Annotated in this window: 14 protein-coding genes; 5 read left to right on the forward strand and 9 right to left on the reverse strand. The window is 63.9% G+C overall.

Features of this window, described 5'->3' with window-relative positions; all coding sequences use genetic code 11:
* Nucleotides 1–2: 2 nt before the first annotated feature.
* Entirely contained in the window at nt 3–1,415 is a 1,413-nt protein-coding gene (locus ADADO0_RS10545; RefSeq protein ID WP_511305097.1) for an 8-oxoguanine deaminase, read from the reverse strand.
* A gap of 511 nt (nt 1,416–1,926) precedes the next feature.
* On the opposite strand from ADADO0_RS10545, the gene ADADO0_RS10550 reads away from it, so the two are divergent.
* Nucleotides 1,927–2,265, forward strand: coding sequence for a hypothetical protein (locus ADADO0_RS10550; RefSeq protein WP_511305098.1), 339 nt, complete (start codon nt 1,927–1,929; stop codon nt 2,263–2,265).
* A 6-nt stretch (nt 2,266–2,271) separates the two neighbouring features.
* Here ADADO0_RS10550 and ADADO0_RS10555 read toward each other — a convergent pair whose 3' ends face one another.
* The 4 genes from ADADO0_RS10555 to pepN all read right to left on the reverse strand — a co-directional run bounded on the left by ADADO0_RS10555 (nt 2,272) and on the right by pepN (nt 8,864).
* On the reverse strand, nt 2,272–4,587 hold the full coding sequence (locus tag ADADO0_RS10555) for an ATP-binding protein (RefSeq protein ID WP_511305099.1): 2,316 nt from the start codon (nt 4,585–4,587) through the stop codon (nt 2,272–2,274).
* Nucleotides 4,588–4,759: 172 nt separating this feature from the next.
* The gene (locus ADADO0_RS10560; protein WP_511305100.1) at nt 4,760–5,719 is read right to left on the reverse strand and encodes a LysR family transcriptional regulator; all 960 of its coding nucleotides are present in this window, start codon (nt 5,717–5,719) and stop codon (nt 4,760–4,762) included.
* 84 nt (nt 5,720–5,803) lie between these two features.
* Complete coding sequence (locus ADADO0_RS10565) at nt 5,804–6,079, reverse strand: hypothetical protein (RefSeq protein WP_511305101.1); 276 nt, start codon at nt 6,077–6,079, stop codon at nt 5,804–5,806.
* Between the two features lie 151 nt (nt 6,080–6,230).
* Nucleotides 6,231–8,864, reverse strand: a complete 2,634-nt coding sequence (gene pepN / locus ADADO0_RS10570; protein WP_511305102.1) for an aminopeptidase N — start codon at nt 8,862–8,864, stop codon at nt 6,231–6,233.
* 184 nt (nt 8,865–9,048) lie between these two features.
* Here pepN and ADADO0_RS10575 point away from each other — a divergent pair, with 184 nt between their 5' ends.
* A complete protein-coding gene (locus ADADO0_RS10575) occupies nt 9,049–10,227 on the forward strand; it encodes an acyltransferase family protein (RefSeq protein ID WP_511305103.1) in 1,179 nt (392 codons plus the stop codon).
* A 42-nt stretch (nt 10,228–10,269) separates the two neighbouring features.
* Here ADADO0_RS10575 and ADADO0_RS10580 read toward each other — a convergent pair whose 3' ends face one another.
* The 3 genes from ADADO0_RS10580 to ADADO0_RS10590 all read right to left on the reverse strand — a co-directional run bounded on the left by ADADO0_RS10580 (nt 10,270) and on the right by ADADO0_RS10590 (nt 13,481).
* Complete coding sequence (locus ADADO0_RS10580; RefSeq protein ID WP_511305104.1) at nt 10,270–11,244, reverse strand: malate dehydrogenase; 975 nt, start codon at nt 11,242–11,244, stop codon at nt 10,270–10,272.
* Between the two features lie 108 nt (nt 11,245–11,352).
* Nucleotides 11,353–12,333 carry an ATP phosphoribosyltransferase gene (gene hisG / locus ADADO0_RS10585; protein ID WP_511305105.1) on the reverse strand — a complete coding sequence of 327 codons (981 nt, stop codon included), beginning with the start codon at nt 12,331–12,333 and terminating at the stop codon, nt 11,353–11,355.
* Nucleotides 12,330–13,481, reverse strand: coding sequence for an ATP phosphoribosyltransferase regulatory subunit (locus ADADO0_RS10590; protein ID WP_511305106.1), 1,152 nt, complete (start codon nt 13,479–13,481; stop codon nt 12,330–12,332). Before ADADO0_RS10590 ends, hisG begins: the two co-directional genes overlap by 4 nt.
* 151 nt (nt 13,482–13,632) lie before the next feature.
* Between ADADO0_RS10590 and ADADO0_RS10595 the strand changes: the two genes are divergently transcribed.
* The gene (locus ADADO0_RS10595) at nt 13,633–13,932 is read left to right on the forward strand and encodes an exodeoxyribonuclease VII small subunit (RefSeq protein ID WP_511305107.1); all 300 of its coding nucleotides are present in this window, start codon (nt 13,633–13,635) and stop codon (nt 13,930–13,932) included.
* Between the two features lie 47 nt (nt 13,933–13,979).
* On the opposite strand, the gene ADADO0_RS10600 is transcribed toward ADADO0_RS10595, so the two are convergent.
* On the reverse strand, nt 13,980–14,591 hold the full coding sequence (locus ADADO0_RS10600; RefSeq protein WP_511305108.1) for an LOG family protein: 612 nt from the start codon (nt 14,589–14,591) through the stop codon (nt 13,980–13,982).
* Nucleotides 14,592–14,770: 179 nt separating this feature from the next.
* Here ADADO0_RS10600 and ADADO0_RS10605 point away from each other — a divergent pair, with 179 nt between their 5' ends.
* Both ADADO0_RS10605 and ADADO0_RS10610 read left to right on the forward strand, forming a co-directional pair.
* Entirely contained in the window at nt 14,771–15,112 is a 342-nt protein-coding gene (locus ADADO0_RS10605) for an ArsR/SmtB family transcription factor (protein WP_511305109.1), read from the forward strand.
* Between the two features lie 6 nt (nt 15,113–15,118).
* On the forward strand, nt 15,119–17,062 hold the full coding sequence (locus ADADO0_RS10610; protein ID WP_511305110.1) for an ABCB family ABC transporter ATP-binding protein/permease: 1,944 nt from the start codon (nt 15,119–15,121) through the stop codon (nt 17,060–17,062).
* Nucleotides 17,063–17,086: the final 24 nt, after the last annotated feature.

The following is a 17,086-nucleotide window of genomic DNA, read 5'->3' on the forward strand; positions in this document are numbered from 1 at the left end:
CTTCAGCCTCCCGCCAGCGCCATCCGCGCCGCGTGGAGATTATGCTCGGCGATCACCGGCCGCATGTCCAAGGTGACGATCTGCCCGTCGCGCACGATCACGCGGCCGTTCACCACCGTGACACGCGATGACTGGGGCGCGCAGAACAGGGCGGCGGCGACCGGATCGCTCAACCCACCGGCAAAGCCCAGTGCGTTGAGGTCCAGGGCGAAGAAATCGCACATTTTTCCCACCGCCAGAGACCCGATGTCGTCGCGCCCCAGCAGAGACGCGCTGCCGAGCGTCGCCAGTTCCAGCGCCTGCCGGGCGGTCATCCATTCCGCGTCGCGGGATGGGTCGGAGGTGGAGAGATCGGTGTCGGGCCCCTCAGGCGGGCGCAGCCCCATTTTAAGACGCGCCAGCAGCATGGCCTGGCGCACTTCGCCCAGCATGTGGTTGCCGTCGTTGGAGGCGGACCCGTCCACGCCGATGCCGACTTTCACCCCGGCCTTGCGATATTTCATGACCGGAGCGATGCCCGAGGCGAGGCGCATGTTGGAGCAGGGGCAATGGCAGGCGCCGGCACCGGCGCGGGCAAAGGCGGATATCTCAGCATCGTTCACATGGATGGCGTGGGCATACCAGACATCGTCCGCCAGCCAGTCGAGGCTCGCCATGTAGTCCACCGGCCGCTTGCCGAAGCACTCCAGAGTGAAGCGTTCCTCGTCCAGCGTTTCGCAGAGGTGGGTGTGGAGGCGCACCTTGCGCCTGCGGGCCAGCGCCGCGCTCTCGCGCATCAGCTCCGCCGTCACCGAAAAGGGCGAGCAGGGCGCAAGCACGATCTGCGTCATCGAGCCGGGCCTGGCGTCGTGATAGCGCGAGATGACGCGCTCGCAATCCGCGAGGATGGCATCCTCGTCCTCGACGCAATCGTCCGGTGGCAGTCCGCCCTTGGACTGGCCGAGCGACATGGACCCGCGCGAGACTGCAAAGCGCACGCCGATCTCGGCGGCGGCTGCGATCTGGTCGTCCACCCGGCATCCGTTCTGGAAGACATAGGCGTGGTCGAACACGGTGGTGCAGCCGGAAAGCGCAAGCTCGGCGCAGCCCACCAAGGTCGATGTGCGGCTCGCCTCCGGCGTGCGCGCCGCCCAGATTCTGTAATGCGCCGTCAGCCAGCGGAACAGATTTGTGTTCTGCGCGGCGGGCAGGTTGCGGGTGAGGGTCTGGTCAAGGTGATGGTGCCCGTTGATGAGGCCGGGCAGGACGATGTGATCCTTAAGGTCCAGCACCGTATCGGCGGTGGCGGGCAGCGTATCGCTCGGCCCCACCGCCCGGATCACGCCATCGACGGCATAAAGCCCGGCGTCCTCCAGCTCCCGCCGCTCGGGGTCCATGGTGACGACGAGCGCATTCTTCAGCAGGAGGGTCGGCATGGGATCGGTTTTCCGTGGCCGGAGCAGGTAGATATTGATTTAGGAAAAAAATCCTATATCTTGGTGTTCGTGAATTTGGAGGTGCCGATGTCATTCAGCCGGTCAGAACGGACCATGTTCTTGCGGATGGCAAGCAATTTGGCCGCGTGGCAGTTTGAGATCAAGCTGCTGAAGTACATTCACAATCTTAAATATAGCCGGGATCAGCCGAGGGCTCCTGCCGGAACAAGCGGGGGCGGGCAATGGGTTGGCGTAGGCGGCTCGGAAACCAGGGTGCCGGGCGTGGGGCCTAGTACGAGAGAAGCGGAACCACAGCACTGGATTTCGCAATTGGATATTGGGAGACTCGTGTCTGAAATTGGTAGTAACGGAAACAGGAGGTGCGTTTATAGATTTAGGTTTGGATTAGTTATTGTCCCAGGCCCAAACAAAGCGCGCTGCCAGAACGTCGTATTTCCTTCGGGTGTTTCTCACGGGCAATTGTTGAACGACAACTAAATCGGAGACGATGATGTCGGATGATATCCTTCCAATTAATTTTAGATTTTCCAATGAAGCCAAACGCGGGATCAGCATTCTGCGAGATATATGGATTGCGAATGTCAACGATCCGCCGGGCGTGCTTTCGGTCGCCTGGGCTCAATATGTCCCTGATTCCGGCCGGCCCTTCGAGCAGCTTATGCTTGGTTTCTATGGAGAATCCGAGCTTCCAGAAATTGCCTGGGCGCAGCAGTATGTGGACGGCATACCGCTGATTTACTTTGTCACCGAGCGGGACCACGGAAAATTTGACGGTAAAGTGGTCGACTATACCGATGAGGGCGGTTTTTTTCTGCGGGATCCGAACTGACGCCCCTCACACCACCGCCGTCAGCGTGAACTGCTCATTGGCGTTCGCCTCGCCCGCGTCCAGCGGAAGGCGGATGACGACGCTGGTGCCTTCGCCCTCGGTGGAGCGGATGCGCATGGCGCCGCCGTGCAGTTCGGTGAGGGATTTCGCGATCGCAAGGCCCAGGCCCGAGCCCTTGTAGGTCTTGGTGAACTGGCTCTCTACCTGCTCGAACGGCCGGCCGATCTTGGCCAGCGCGTGCCGGGGAATGCCGATGCCGGTGTCTTCGATGGCGATGATCGCCGCCCCGCCATTGACGCGCGCCCGCACCGAGATGCGACCGTCATCTGGCGTGAATTTTACGGCGTTTGAGAGCAGGTTCAGGAGGATCTGCTTCAGCGCGCGCCTGTCGCCGCGCAGCGCCAGCCCTTCGCTGACCTCCGCGGTCATGTCGAGCTTCTTCTCCGCGCCCTTCAGCGCCATGACGCGCATGGCATCCGCTACGATCTCGTCCAGCCGCAGGTTTTCCAGCTCAAGCTGCATGCGCCCCGCCTCGATCTTCGACATGTCGAGGATGTCGTTGATGACGTCGAGCAGGTAGGTGCCAGAGCCTTTGATGTCGTTGCAATATTCGGCGTATTTCTCTGAACCGAGCGGGCCGAACATGCCGCTCTCCATGATCTCCGAGAAGCCGATGATGGCGTTGAGCGGCGTGCGCAACTCGTGGCTCATGTTGGCGAGGAATTCGCTCTTGGCGCGGTTGGCGTCCTCGGCGCGGTTCTTCTCTTCCGAATATTTTTCCGCCAGTTCGGCAAGCTGCTGGGCCTGATGCTCCAGGGTCTGCTGGGATTTGCGCAGGTCGGCAACCAGCGCCATCAGGCGCTTCTCATTGTCCATGAGGCGTTCCTCATGGCGCTTGAGCGGGGTGATGTCGGTGCCCACCGAGACGTAACCGCCGTCCTTGGTGCGGCGCTCGGCGATCTTCAGCCAGCGGCCGTTGGACAGCTGCGCCTCAAATGCGCGCGAGCCCTCCTCGGGCTTGTCCTCGGGTTTCAGCGGGGTGCGGGTCACGGGGTGTCGGCCGACCGCCGCGATGGTGTCGAACGGCGTGCCTGAGGTGATGGCATCGTCGGGGAGTTCGTGGAGGGTCTGGAATTTGGAGTTGCACAGCACGAGGCGGTTCTGGCTGTCCCACAGCACGAACGCCTCCGAGATGCTCTCGATGGCATCGCGCAGGCGGGTGTCGGCGGTGACGGTGCGTTCCGCCAGATGCTGGGCCTCGGTCACGTCCATGGCGATGCCGATCAGGTGCGGGCCGTCTTCGCCCGCCTGCTGAACCACTTCGGCGCGCATGCGCAGCCACACGAAATCGCCGCGCGCCGTGCGCATGCGGAAAACCCGGTCCACAGAGGCACCGGGACGCTCGGCCAGTTCTTGGGCCAGCTCGTATAGGTTTCCATCGTCCGGATGAACCAGATTGGCGATCTCGCCGAACGAGAGCAGTTCGTCGCGTCGTTCCAACCCGAGGATCTCGAACATGGTGTCGGACCAGTACATGCGGCCGCGCGCCATGTCCCAATCCCACATGCCGCAGCGGCCGCGATTGAGCGCGGTGTCGATGCGCATGCGCACCGTGTCGTAGATGTGGTCCGCCTCGCGCGCCCGGCTTGCCTGCCAGTGGAACGAGAAGCCGAGGATCAGGAGCACCGCGCCGGTGGTCGTGAATAGCGTGACGGTGAGCGTGGTGGTGTCGGACCAGGACGCCAGCGCGCGCGACACCGGCTGCACATAGATGATTTGACCGAGCGGCGCGTTGAGGTTGCGCACTGTGGCGAGAGAGGGTTCGTCCGCCACCGGCACTTCCAGCACGCCGGCCCGTTCTGCGAAGACCGAGAGCGGCTGCGAGGGATCCAGTATGTCGGCAAGGCTCGCCACCGGCTTGCGCCCTTCGGGCACCGTCGCCAGAACGCGCCCGTTCGGGTCGGTCACATAAATCCGCCGTCCGCCGAGCGTGGCGCGTGGGGGTAAAGCCTCATTGAGCGCCGCTTGAACGCGGGCAGCGTTTCCGCCGAGCCGCTGGGACAGTCCCTCGGCGGTGGCGAGGGCGAGGAGCGAGAGGTCGTCCTTGGCATTGTCCAGAACGGATTGCCGGTGGCCGTGGACCTGCACCATGGCGCCGATGCCGATGACCACGAGAAAGGTGACGATGAGCGCGGGGACGATACGGCGCAGAAAAGGCTCGGCTTCAACGAGCCGCTGGTAGGCAGGGCGTGCAACCGATCTTGCCAATCCACCTATGGCTTGACCGCGCACGCCAGCGCTCGCAGCGTTGGCGCGTGCCATCGCCGGTATCCTCCAGTGCCCCGGTCGGTGAAGCAGCCCCGCTTCACCTAACCTGTCGTCGCTCGACTTGGAGGGACGTGCCGCATCTCCCCGAATCAAGGTCGATTGGAATCGAATCGGGGGGGTGCTGTCTAGAGTCGACGGGAGTCAAGACGTAAAAAAATAGGCAAAATCAGCGTTCAAAAGCCCTCTCGAGCTGCGCCTGCTGGCCGAGCGGTACCACGGCCTTGTCGTCGGGCCGGGACCACCTGTTGTAGATCTCAACCATGAAGTCCACGAACACCCTGACCTTAAGGTCAAGGGTTGCGCGGGCGGGAAAGAGGGCGAAGGTATCCAGCGGCTCGGCGCGATGCCAGTCCGGCAGAACGTCCTCCAGTTCCCCCGCCTGGATGCGCCGGCGCGCGAGGCATTTCGACAGCATCAGGATGCCCGCACCGGCAAGCGCCTGACGCAGCGCGAGGATCGGGTCATTCGTCACCAGCCGGGGCGTTATCTTGAGAGAGTGGGTTTCCCCCAGGCCTTCCAGCTCCCAACTCAGCGGTCCCGGCCCGTGGCGCACCGCGATCAATTCATGATGTTCGAGGTCGCGCGGATGGGTTGGGCGGCCCGCGCCGTCCAGATAGGAGGGGCTCGCCATCAAGGTGAGCATGTGCCCCCCCAGGCGGCGGATATGGTAGCTGGAATCCCGCATGGGACTGGACCGCACACCGACATCGAAGCCATGCTCGATCAGGTCGAGCGGGTGGCTGTCCAGGGTGAGGTGTAGCTGCACCTTGGGGTAGCGTCTGCGGAATTCGGCAAGTTCAGGTTCGAGGATCAGGATGGCGGGCGCATAGGTGATGAGCACCTTCAGTGGCCCTTCCGGCTCTTGTGTCAGGGCGCGGACAGAGGCATCGGCGCGCTCCAAGGCTGCGATCGCCTCGACGCATTGCTGATAATACGTGTGGCCCGCCTCGCTGGGCCAGACGCGGCGGGTGGTGCGGTGCAGGAGTTGGACGCCGAGACGATCCTCAAGCGCCTTCACCTTGCGGCTGACGGTCGTCGAGGGAAGTCCGAGTTGCTCGGCCGCCCCGTTGAAGCTGCCGCGTTCCACCACGCGCAGAAATACTTCCACATCGTCAAAGCGTGCCATGGCTGCTCGGCCCTATGATACGACGGCGCGGCCGCCTCGGTCTTTCGCCCGGGCGGCCGCGTCGGTCTAGGCTTTCATATGGGCTCAGTTGTTGCCGATGCCACGGTCGCCGAGGTGCAGCTCAAGCCGATCCGCATTGCTCACGTTTGAAGCCGGGAAGATCGCGTTCACCTGGGCCGCGTGGGACGATGCGGGAGCGGCATAACCGAGGGGGGCGCTTGCACGTTCCTGAGCGGCGGAGATGGCGGAGACGGCGTAGCTGTCCTTGTTCAGGGCAGTGGTATACTCGTCTGCCATCGCGAACGAGGAGAAGCTCATCGCAGCGGCGATAGCGAGCGGGGCGATTGCAATGTAACGCATGGTCTTGGTCCTTTGTGCATCGGGCCGGCGGGACCGGCTCGTTTGATGCACTGCAACCTAAGCTCACGCACCCGTCCGGATAATATACCAAAACCGCATCTCATTATCCCGTTTTTGCGGGTAGTGGTGCCCAGAACCCGCCAAAATGCCCTCAAGCAAGCGATCTAAGTGCGATATCCGCGACGTCATCCGACAGCCCGGGCGCATCGGCGACTTTCCGCAACGCACGCTCCGCAAGGCCCCCACGAACTGGCTCCAACTGACGCCATGTCCTGAAGGCGGAGAGCATGCGCGACGCGAGCTGCGGATTCTTTCCATCCAGGCTCAGCACGACTTCCGCCAGGAAGTCGTAGCCTTTTCCGTCCGTCCGGTGGAATTGCGTCGGGTTGCCGGTGGCGAAGGCGCCTATGAGAGCCCGCACGCGATTTGGATTGGACATCGAAAAAACCGGCAGAAGGGTCAGGTTCTGGACGCGTTCGAGCGTCGCGGCTTCGGGGATCTGCGCCTGCACGCTCAACCACTTGTCGATGACCAGCGGATCGCTTTCAAACCGGCGGTAGAAGTCCGCGAATGCCTGCGTGCGTTGGGGCGCATCGTGCTGGGCAAGGACGGCGAGCGCGGCGAAGCGGTCGGTCATGTTGTCGGCGGTGCTGAACTGCCCGTGAGCACGCTCCAGTGCCTCCCGGGTCGCCGGCAGGGTCAGATAGTCCAATGACAGGTTGCGGAGCGCGCGCCGCCCGGCGGATGCGGCGTCAGGGGAATATCGGCCCTGGTCGGCAAAGCTTGCATAGGTTTGTGAGAAACCCTCCGCCAGCGCCGTGGCGAGCGCGCGGCGCAACGCTTTGCGGGTTGCGAAGATGGCGTCCGGGTCGACGTTCGTGCCGATCTCGCGCGCAACTTCGTTTTCCCCCGGCAGGGCCAGCGCTTGAGCTTTGAAGGCGGGGTCGAGGGCAGGGTCTTCCAACACCCTTCGAGCCGCATCGATCAGCGCATCCACGGGCGGAAGCCCGTCTCCGGCCGCGCCCCGCTTCATGAGATCCAGCGCCAGCGCCTGGATCGCGTCGAAGCGGTTGAACGGGTCGCTGTCGTGCGCTGCGAGGAACACCAGATCCTCGCTGGACAGATTGCTGGAGAGATTGATGGGCGCCGAGAAGCCCCGGTTCAGCGAAGCTACGGGGCGGGCCCCGAGGCCGGTGAAGACGAAGCTCTGTGTCGTATCCGTCACCTCCACCACGCCATGGTCCACCTTGCTCCCATCTTCCAGGACCAGGGGCATGTCGTGCCCGTTTGGGCCGACCAGGCCGAGCGCGAGGGGGATCACCAGCGGCCGCTTTTCGCTTTGGCCGGGCGTGGGCGGGGTGGATTGCGTGACATCCAGCCGGAACGTACCGTTCTCAGCGTCATAGCTGCCGGTCGCCTCGAGCCGGGGCGTGCCGGATTGCGAGTACCACAGGGCAAAATGGGAGAGATCCTGCCCTGTGGCATCGCTGAAGCAGGCGAGGAAATCCTCGATGGTTGCGGCGTCCCCGTCGTGACGGGTGAAGTAGAGGTCCATGCCGGCCCGGAAGCCCTCGCCCCCGAGCAGGGTTTTCAGCATGCGCACCACCTCGGCGCCCTTCTCATACACGGTCGCTGTGTAGAAGTTATTGATCTCGCGATATATTTCCGGGCGGACGGGGTGCGCGAGCGGGCCGGAATCCTCGGTGAACTGCTGCGCCTTGAGCAGGCGCACGTCAGAAATGCGCTTCACCGGACGGGAGCGTTGGTCGGAGGAGAATTCCTGGTCGCGGAAGACCGTCAGCCCCTCCTTCAGGCAGAGCTGAAACCAGTCGCGGCAGGTGATGCGGTTGCCGGTCCAGTTGTGGAAGTATTCGTGCGCAATGATGGCTTCGATGTTGGCATAGTCGGCGTCCGTGGCGGTCTCGGGCGTCGCCAGGACGTATTTGTCGTTGAAGACGTTGAGCCCCTTGTTCTCCATCGCCCCCATATTGAAATCCGACACGGCGACGATGTTGAACACGTCGAGATCATATTCGCGGCCGAACGCGGTCTCGTCCCAGCGCATGGAGCGTTTCAGCGCGTCCATGGCGTATCCCGCGCGGTCCTGCTTGCCGATCTCAACATAGATGCCGAGTTCCACCGGCCGCCCGGACGCGGTGACGAAATGGCCGGGCACCTTGGCGAGTTGCCCGCCCACCAAGGCGAACAGATAGCTCGGCTTCGGCCAGGGGTCGTGCCAGACCGCATAATGGCGGCTTGAGCCTTCGACAGGGCCGTTCCGCACCAGATTGCCGTTGCCGAGAAGGATGGGCGCCTCCCCCCGGTCGGCTTCGATCCGCGTGGTGTAGACTGACAGGACATCAGACCGATCGGGGAAATAGGTGATGCGGCGGAAACCCTCCGGCTCGCACTGGGTGCAATAGGTGCCACTGGTCCGGTAGAGCCCCATCAATTGCGTGTTCGCGGTAGGGTCCACCAGCGTCTCCACTTCCAACTGAAAGCTGTCGGAAGGGGGATGGGGGATGAGCAGGTGGTCGGGGGTCGCCTCATAGGCCCCGCCGGCCATCGGCGTGCCCGCGATGGCCAATCGCAACAGGGTCAGTCCGTCACCGTCAAGCTTCACAGGGGCATCAGGCGTGCCGGCCGGATTGCGGCGCAGGGCTAGGCGCGAGACGACGCGGGTTGCGGTCGGATGAAGCGAAATGTCGAGGTGGACAGTGTCCACCAGCCAATCGGGCGCGCGGTAATCCGCCAGTCGCACGGGCGTAGGCTCGGCATCACGCATCACACAACTCCGGACAAGATTCGGACCCGCCAGCCCGATGCCCGCAGATTAAGGGGGCGGCTCGGGCATTGAAAGAGCGGTCGAACGAACTCTCAGATCCATCTGGCGCATTCTCCAAAGCAAGATCGCCTGACAAAGGAACCAGAGACGCAACCTCCGCATTCCCCAGTTGGAGGTGCCGCATATGAAGCGTTTTCAAGCCTTGGATGCCTGGCGGGGAATCTGTGCGATCCTCGTGGTGCTGTTTCATTTTTGTTTTCTGTTTCAAACGCCGTTCATGGATGATCGGCTGATCGCGAATGCTTATCTCTTTGTCGATTTCTTCTTTGTTTTGAGCGGGTTTGTGGTGGCCCACGCCTATGGGCCCAGGCTTGTCTCCGGCGCGGCGTGGGCGGCATTCGTGGTGCGACGGTTCGGCCGGCTGTGGCCCTTGCACGCTGCCATGCTCGGGGCGTTCATCGTCTTCATCGGCCTGATCAACCTGGTGCCACACCCGCAGCGGTTCGATTTGTCCGGCATTCCCGGCGAGTTTTCGCTGATGGCGATCCCGATCCACCTGTTCCTGCTGAATGCGGTGAACCTTCACGGCATGGCATGGAATGCGCCGAGCTGGAGCATCGGCGCCGAATTCTACACCTATCTCCTGTTCGGCGCGGTGTGCGTGCTGACCGCCCGCCGCCTTCCCCTTGCTGCGCTCGCCCTGGCTTTGGTGGGTATTTCCGTGCTTGCGGCGGTGTCTCCCACCTATATGAATTCGACTGCGGACTTCGGGCTTTTTCGCTGTGTCGCGGGGTTCTTCCTCGGGGTCGCCGCACACGATCTCCATAGCCGAATGGGCGATATCTCGCTGCCGGCGGCAACGCTGTGGGAGATCGGGGCGGTGGCGCTCGTGGTCGCCTTTGTGACCCATGCGGGATCGGGACCGGACAATGTCGCCGTGCTGAGTCTAGCCGCCCCGCTGGTGTTCGCCGCAGCGGTTCTGGTGTTTGCCCGTGAGCAGGGGACGGTGTCCCGCCTGCTTCGGGCGCGCCCGCTCGCGGCGCTGGGGAAGTGGTCCTATTCCATCTACATGACGCACCAATTGGTGCTGGTGGCGACCATCATTGCGGTCTGGAGCATGGGCGCCGTGGAAAAGCGCCTGAGCGTAGAGGGGCATGAAAAGACCCTCTATGACCTGGGAGGCACGGTGCCGAATCTGATGCTGCTGGCAGCCGTGCTCTGCACGGTCCTGGCAATTTCGGCTTTCACATATTCCAGGATCGAGGAGCCGGCGCGCCGCGCCTTTAATCATCTTGCCGCTCGAATGGAGCGCGGCCAGGCTGTGCGGCGGGTGTTCGCCACCGCGCGGGCGCGGCAGGCGTAGGAAAAGGAAGCGTCTGCGGCGGGAGCCGCAGACGCTGTCTTGTCAGCCGATGATGGCGTCGATCTCTTCCTGAAGCTCGGCGACCGTGCGAGCGATCATCGAGCGGGTGTAATCGTCGATCGGCAGGCCGGTGACACGCTCATAGCTGCCGTTGGCGCAGATCGTGGGCACGCCGGAATGGAGCCCCTCGGGAATGCCGTAGCTGCCGTCGGAGGGAAGGCCCATGGAGACCCAGCCGCCATTCGTGCCGAGCAGCCAGTCGTGCATGTGGTCGATGGCCGCATTCGCCGCCGAGGCGGCGGAGGAGGCGCCGCGCGCGTCGATGATCGCCGTGCCGCGCTTCGCGACGGTGGGGATGTAGGTCTCGCGGTACCAGGTCTCATCATTGACCATGTCCGGCAGGCTCTTGCCGTTGGAGGTGGCAAAGCGCCAGTCGGCGAACATGGTGGGCGAGTGATTGCCCCATACCACCATCTTCTCGATGCTGGAGACCTCGACGCCGGCCTTGGCCGCGAGCTGCGAGAGCGCCCGGTTATGGTCGAGGCGCAGCATGGCGGTGATGTTTTCGCGCGGGAAGTTCGGCGCAAAGCGCGAGAGAATGGCTGCGTTGGTGTTGGCGGGGTTGCCCACCACGAGCACCTTCGCGTCGGGATTGGCGACCTCGTTCAAGGCCGCGCCCTGCACTTTGAAAATCTCGGCATTGGCGGTCAGGAGGTCGCGGCGCTCCATGCCCTTCGAGCGCGGGCGGGCGCCGACGAAGATCGCCGCGTCGACGTCTTTCAGCGCGACCTTCGGGTCGTCGGTGATGACGGTGCCGGCGAGCAGGGGGAAGGCGCAGTCGTCCAACTCCATCACCACGCCGCCAACCGCATTCTGCGCCTGGGGCAGGTCGAGAAGCTGAAGGACGACGGGCTGATCGTGGCCGAAAACGTCGCCGTTGGCGATGCGGAACAGCAAAGCGTAGGAAATTTGGCCGGCCGCGCCGGTAATGGCGATGCGCTTGGCGGGACGTGTCATGGAACGCTCCAGAGGCGGGACCGACGCGAGGCGCGTCGCCCTAAACCTATAAGACGCTATGGCGATGCTTGCATCAGGTACCGGCGAAATTTCGCCGGCCAGAGCGTCTCAGCGTCCCGAAAGCCGCGCCTCAAGAGCCTCGTAGAGAGGATTGTCGGAGGCGAAGACATATTCGATCGGCGCGACAGTCACCATGCTCGCCCCCTGGCTGCGCAGGAAGGTTGCAAGCGCGTGCAACGTGTCCGGCGGGCAGTGCAAGGTGAGCATGCCCGAGGAGGTCGGCCCACCAAACGGCGCCACGCAGCGAAATTCGCGCACTGCCCGCTCAACAAGGTCCGCATCCGCCCGTGTGAAGCGGGTCCGCACCTCGCGCATCGTCCTGGCACGTCGCTCGGCCGCCATCCGGTCGAACATCGCGCGCGCCGCCGAACGGGCCGCAATGGTCCATGGCGCGGTCAGCGAAGCGACGAGATTGGCCTCGGAGCGCAGGATCACGCCATCGTCCACTACCTTGAGGGCGTTTGCCGCAAGGGTGGAGCCGGTGGTGGTGATGTCGACGATCAGCTCTGCGCTGCCGGCGGCGGGCGTGCCCTCCGTCGCGCCGGCGCTCTCGACGATGCGATAGTCGACGATGCCGTGGCTGGCGAAGAAAGCCCGCGTCAGGTTCACATATTTCGTGGCGACGCGGATGCGGCGGCCGGTGCGGCCGTGGAAGTGCCCGGCGACATCGTCGAGATCGTCCATGGTCCGCACGTCGATCCACGCCTGCGGCACGGCGACCACCACATTGGCATGCCCGAAGCCCAGCTTTTCCAGCAGGGCAACCCTGCTGTCGGCATGGGGAATGTTCTCGCGGACCAGGTCCTCGCCGGTCACGCCCACATGCACCGCGCCGGAGGCGAGGGCGGCGGCGATTTCGGAGGCGGAGAGATAGGCAACCTCGACACCTTCGACGCCGCCGAGGGCGCCGCGATAGTCGCGCGCCCCACGGGCCTGAACCAGTGGCATGCCGGCGCGGCCGAAAAAGGCGCTCACGTTTTCCTGGAGGCGTCCCTTCGAGGGGACGGCGAGGATCAAGGTCTCGCTCACGATGCACTCTCCACCACAGCGAGCCGTTCCAGCCACGCGGCAAGGCCGACGGCCGGGATCGGCTGCGGCGCGCCGAGGCGGGCCATCAGAGGGTCATAACGCCCGCCCGCCACCAATGGGCCACTGACCCGGCCTTCAGGGTCGTGAAGTTCAAAGACCATGCCGCTGTAATAATCCAGGGGCCGCCCGAAGGCGGTGGAGAAGATAACATCGTTCAAGCCGATGCCCTGGGTCGTTAAAAAGCCGGTGCGGCGATCGAACAGGTCGAGCGCGGCGCCAAGGTCGATACCGGCATCCCGCGCCAAGGCGCGCAGCCGTGATGAGCAGGTGTCGGGATCGCCCGAAATCGCGAGATAGCGCGATAGCAGCAGGCTGGTTTCCGCTGGGAGATTGTTGCCCGCTTCAAGCGCCGTCTGCTCGAGGAAGCGCGCGGCGATCTCCGAGACGCTGCGACCGCCCACGGTCGAGATGCCGGCGATGGACAGGAGGTCGGCCACCAGTGCCCGCGCGCCTTCGGGGTCGCTGCCCGCGAGCGCGTTCAGCACGCCGGCGTGGCTAGCCCCGTTGCCGGGCCGGCGGGTGTTCAGACGGTTGAGGTCGGCGTCGAGCCGGCTCTGGCCGAAATCCTTCAGCAGCCGGCGACGCCAGGCCGGCGCCAGGGGCAGGGCTTCCAGCAGCGCACCGAACAAGCCGACATCGCCGAGCCGGATTTCCGGGTTCGGCAAATTGTAGATGGCGCAGGTCTCAAGGCCGAGCGCGAGAATATCCGCATCCGCCGCCTCGGTGTCCGCACGCCCGAAGGATTCGACACCCGCCTGCCGGAATTCGCCCAGCCCCTCGCCGCGATAGCGAAACACCGGGCCGAGATAGCTGACGGATGCGGGGAGCGGCATGCGACTGGAGAGCAGTGCGCGGGCCACCGGAATGGTCAATTCCGGGCGCAGGCACAATTCCTGTCCCTCGGCATCGGTGGTCAGGTAGAGGCGCCGGCGGATCGATTCGCCTGAGACCTCGAGGAATACGTCCGCCGGCTGGAGGATCGGCGGATCGATGCGGGCGAACCCCGCATTCTCGAACCGCCCCAGGAGGGCATCGTCCAGGGCGCGCGTATCGCGCTGGGGGAGAGGGCTCTGTGCCGCCGGGGGCATTATTGCGTCCGCAGGATCTGGGTGGGTGATGGCCTAGGCGCGGCTTCTAGCAAAGCTGGCGTCCCACGACCACCCCGCCGGGTTCGCAATGGCGCCGAGTGCGCTATCGTGCGCGGGAATCGGCACTGCCGCACGAACGAAGGAGGCCACCATGGCCGAGCCCGCCAAAACTGAACAACTCAAAGCCAAGGATGCAGCCAAGCCCGTGCAGGGCCCGGCGGTTGCGACTTTGAGCTTCGAGGCGGCGCTGGCGGAATTGGAGGCCATCGTGCAGCGTCTTGAGCGGGGCGATGTACCGCTGGAGGAGTCGATCGCGATCTATGAGCGGGGAGAGGCACTCAAGGGCCGTTGCGAGGCGCTGCTGAAGGACGCCGTAGCGCGCGTTGACCTCATCACGCGCGATGCCGACGGGCGGCCGACGGGGACGGCGCCGCTCGATCCGACAAGCTGAGTAAGGCGTTCAGGCGGGATGTGGAGCATCCCGTCCAGAGGTGCCGTTCACATCTTTTCGACGGCCACGCGCGCCGCATTGCCGCGAATTTGTGTGTCATCGATACCGGACACGGCGGCTTGCAGCATGGGCAGCACATCTTCGATGTGTTGCGCTACCAGAACGTCCACCGGCGTGGTCTCGCGAATGAAGTCGCTATCGCGCATGTGGTCGATCAGAGCCAGGAGCGGGTCCCAGAAACCGGCGATATTGGCGACCAGGATCGGCTTGCGATGCCGGCCGAGCTGCGCCCAGGTCAGTTGCTCCACCAATTCTTCCAGGGTGCCGACACCGCCGGGAAGCGCGACGAAGGCATCGGCACGCTCGAACATCAGTTTTTTGCGCTCGTGCATGTCCTGCGTGATGATCATTTCGGCGGCGTAGCCGAACGCGCGTTCGCGGGAGAGCAGGAATTCAGGAATGATTCCCGTCACCTCCCCGCCGTTCGTCGCCACCGCTTCGGCGACCTCGCCCATGAGGCCGATGCCGCCGCCGCCATAAATCAGGCGAACACCGTTACGGGCCAGGATTTCTCCCAGTCGCCGCGCTTGAGCCGCGAACCTGGGGTCCGCTCCACGCGAGGATCCACAATAGACACAGACGCTTTTGATACGAGCCATGGAGGTGAGTTTACCACTTTTGTGCATTGCGTCACGAGGCGCCGGGCGTTCCCCACAGGGGAGGCGCCGCTTGGCGACCCTTACCCATTTGGCCACGCGGCGGACAACGGAAGAATGACATCAGCGTAAGACGGGACGACCTTGCACAGGCCGACGTGATCGTATATCGGCGATGGCCGATGATCCCAGAAGCTACCATTCCTTTCAATCCCGATACCTTGTCCGCACGCCTCAAGGCGTTGGCCCACCCGGCCCGGCTCAAGGTGCTGGAGACCCTGGCGCACAGCGAGGGCTGCCAATGCGGTGAGATCGTCGCCGGCTTGCCACTGGCGCAATCCACCGTGTCTCAACATATAAGGGTTCTGCTTGAAGCCGGGTTCGTTAGGGGCGAAGCCAATGGCGCCCGCTCTTGCTATTGCATTGATCATGATGCGTTGCGCGCCCTGCGCAGCGATCTCGATGCGTTATTTTCGGCCCTGGCCGCGAGCCCTTCTGGCGTCGCGAACGCGCCGCAAAAGTAGGTTCTGATGTCGAAATCGCCTCAGAAGTCGTTCAAGGCCGTCTCGGATGCGCGCGGGGCGTTGTTCGGCACGATTGCCGGTCTCTGGCCTTATCTCTGGCCGCAGGATCGGGTGGATCTGCGCAAGCGCGTGGTGGCGACCCTGGCGCTGCTGTTTCTCGCCAAATTCGCCACCATGTCGGTGCCCTTCTTCTTCAAATGGGCGACCGATGCGCTCGCCCATATGCCAGACGGGCAGGGGGATGCGGATTTCGCGTGGCTGCTCGCCGCGCCTGTGATGCTGACCGTTGCCTATGGGGGCTCGCGCATGGTGATGGCGGCGATCACCCAGCTGCGCGACGGCATGTTCGCGAAAGTGGCGCTTCACGCCGTCCGCAAGCTCGCCCGCGAAACCTTCGATCACATGCACGCGCTGTCACTGCGCTTTCACCTGGAGCGCAAGACCGGCGGGCTGACCCGCGTTCTGGAGCGGGCACGCGAAGGCATAGAGACCATCGTGCGCATGCTCGTGCTCCAGTTGGCGCCCACCATTGTGGAGCTTGTGCTTGTACTGGTGGTGCTGGCCTTTGCTTTCGGCTGGCGTTACGTCGCCGCCGTCTCGGCGACTGTCGTGCTCTACACATGGTTTACGTATGTCGCGAGCGAGTGGCGCATCTCGATCCGCCGAGACATGAACGAGAGCGACACCGAGGCGAATACCAAGGCGGTCGACAGCCTGCTCAATTACGAGACGGTGAAATATTTCGGCGCCGACCACTGGGAAAGCGCGCGCTATGACCGTTCCGTCGCACGCTACGAGGCGGCGACGGTGCGCACCTTCACCTCGCTCGCATGGCTCAACGCCGGGCAGGCGGTGATTTTTACCTTGGGCCTGACCGCCACCATGGTGCTGGCGGCGTTCGACGTGCGGGCCGGGCGGCAGAGCGTCGGCTCATTCGTCATGGTCAACGCCATGATGATCCAGCTTTACCAGCCGCTGAACTTCCTCGGCATGATCTACCGTGAGATCAAGCAGGCCATCGTCGATATCGAAGCGATGTTCGCTGTGTTGTCGCGCGATCCGGAGATTGAGGACAAGCCGGGTGCTCCCGCGCTCGCGGTGCGTGGCGGCACGGTGCGTTTCGAGGATGTGCGTTTTTCCTATGATCCAGGGCGCGAAATTCTAAAAGGTGTTTCCTTCGAAGTGCCTGCCGGGCGCACGGTCGCCATCGTTGGTCCCTCCGGCGCGGGCAAGAGCACGATTTCCCGGCTGATGTTCCGCTTTTACGATGTCTCCTCCGGCCGAATTACCATCGACGGGCAGGACATTCGCGACGTTACGCAGGAGAGTCTGCGTGCCGCCATCGGCATGGTTCCGCAGGACACGGTGCTGTTCAACGACACGATCGAATACAACATCCACTACGGTCGCCAGGAAGCCAGCGAGGAAGAGGTGGTCGCGGCCGCCCGCCATGCCCAGATCGATGCCTTCATCCGTGCGACACCGCTCGGCTACAAGACCGAGGTTGGTGAGCGTGGCCTGAAGCTGTCCGGCGGCGAGAAGCAGCGCGTGGCGATCGCCCGCACCATCCTGAAATCGCCACCCATCCTATTGCTGGACGAGGCCACATCCGCGCTCGACAGCCACACGGAAAAGGAAATCCAGGACGCGCTTGATGCGGTTTCGCAGGGACGCACCACGCTGGTCATTGCTCACCGTCTTTCCACAGTCGTCTCGGCCGACGAAATCCTTGTGATCTCCAAGGGTGAAATCGCGGAGCGCGGCACCCATGCCGAGCTTCTGGCAAAGGGGGAGCTTTACGCTGCCCTCTGGCATCGCCAGCGCGAGGCGGACGACGCGCGCGAAAAGCTGCGTGCCGCTGGGGAACGTGATGAGGTTTCGGAAAATTCCTCCGGGCCAACAGCCGCAGGGATCAAGTCTTCCCTGCCGGAGCACTCGGAGGCATGGTAACGCTGACGTGAAAGCGGCCCTGTT

Source organism: Aquabacter sp. (assembly GCF_965279295.1).
Classification (GTDB): domain Bacteria; phylum Pseudomonadota; class Alphaproteobacteria; order Rhizobiales; family Xanthobacteraceae; genus Aquabacter.

Coding starts and splice junctions, on each gene's coding strand:
- ADADO0_RS10545 (WP_511305097.1), bottom strand. CDS start 1,415: ATGCCGACCCTCCTGCTGAAGAATGCGCTCGTCGTCACCATGGACCCC.
- ADADO0_RS10550 (WP_511305098.1), top strand. CDS start 1,927: ATGTCGGATGATATCCTTCCAATTAATTTTAGATTTTCCAATGAAGCC.
- ADADO0_RS10555 (WP_511305099.1), bottom strand. CDS start 4,587: ATGGCACGCGCCAACGCTGCGAGCGCTGGCGTGCGCGGTCAAGCCATA.
- ADADO0_RS10560 (WP_511305100.1), bottom strand. CDS start 5,719: ATGGCACGCTTTGACGATGTGGAAGTATTTCTGCGCGTGGTGGAACGC.
- ADADO0_RS10565 (WP_511305101.1), bottom strand. CDS start 6,079: ATGCGTTACATTGCAATCGCCCCGCTCGCTATCGCCGCTGCGATGAGC.
- pepN (WP_511305102.1), bottom strand. CDS start 8,864: ATGCGTGATGCCGAGCCTACGCCCGTGCGACTGGCGGATTACCGCGCG.
- ADADO0_RS10575 (WP_511305103.1), top strand. CDS start 9,049: ATGAAGCGTTTTCAAGCCTTGGATGCCTGGCGGGGAATCTGTGCGATC.
- ADADO0_RS10580 (WP_511305104.1), bottom strand. CDS start 11,244: ATGACACGTCCCGCCAAGCGCATCGCCATTACCGGCGCGGCCGGCCAA.
- ADADO0_RS10590 (WP_511305106.1), bottom strand. CDS start 13,481: ATGCCCCCGGCGGCACAGAGCCCTCTCCCCCAGCGCGATACGCGCGCC.
- ADADO0_RS10595 (WP_511305107.1), top strand. CDS start 13,633: ATGGCCGAGCCCGCCAAAACTGAACAACTCAAAGCCAAGGATGCAGCC.
- ADADO0_RS10600 (WP_511305108.1), bottom strand. CDS start 14,591: ATGGCTCGTATCAAAAGCGTCTGTGTCTATTGTGGATCCTCGCGTGGA.
- ADADO0_RS10605 (WP_511305109.1), top strand. CDS start 14,771: ATGATCCCAGAAGCTACCATTCCTTTCAATCCCGATACCTTGTCCGCA.
- ADADO0_RS10610 (WP_511305110.1), top strand. CDS start 15,119: ATGTCGAAATCGCCTCAGAAGTCGTTCAAGGCCGTCTCGGATGCGCGC.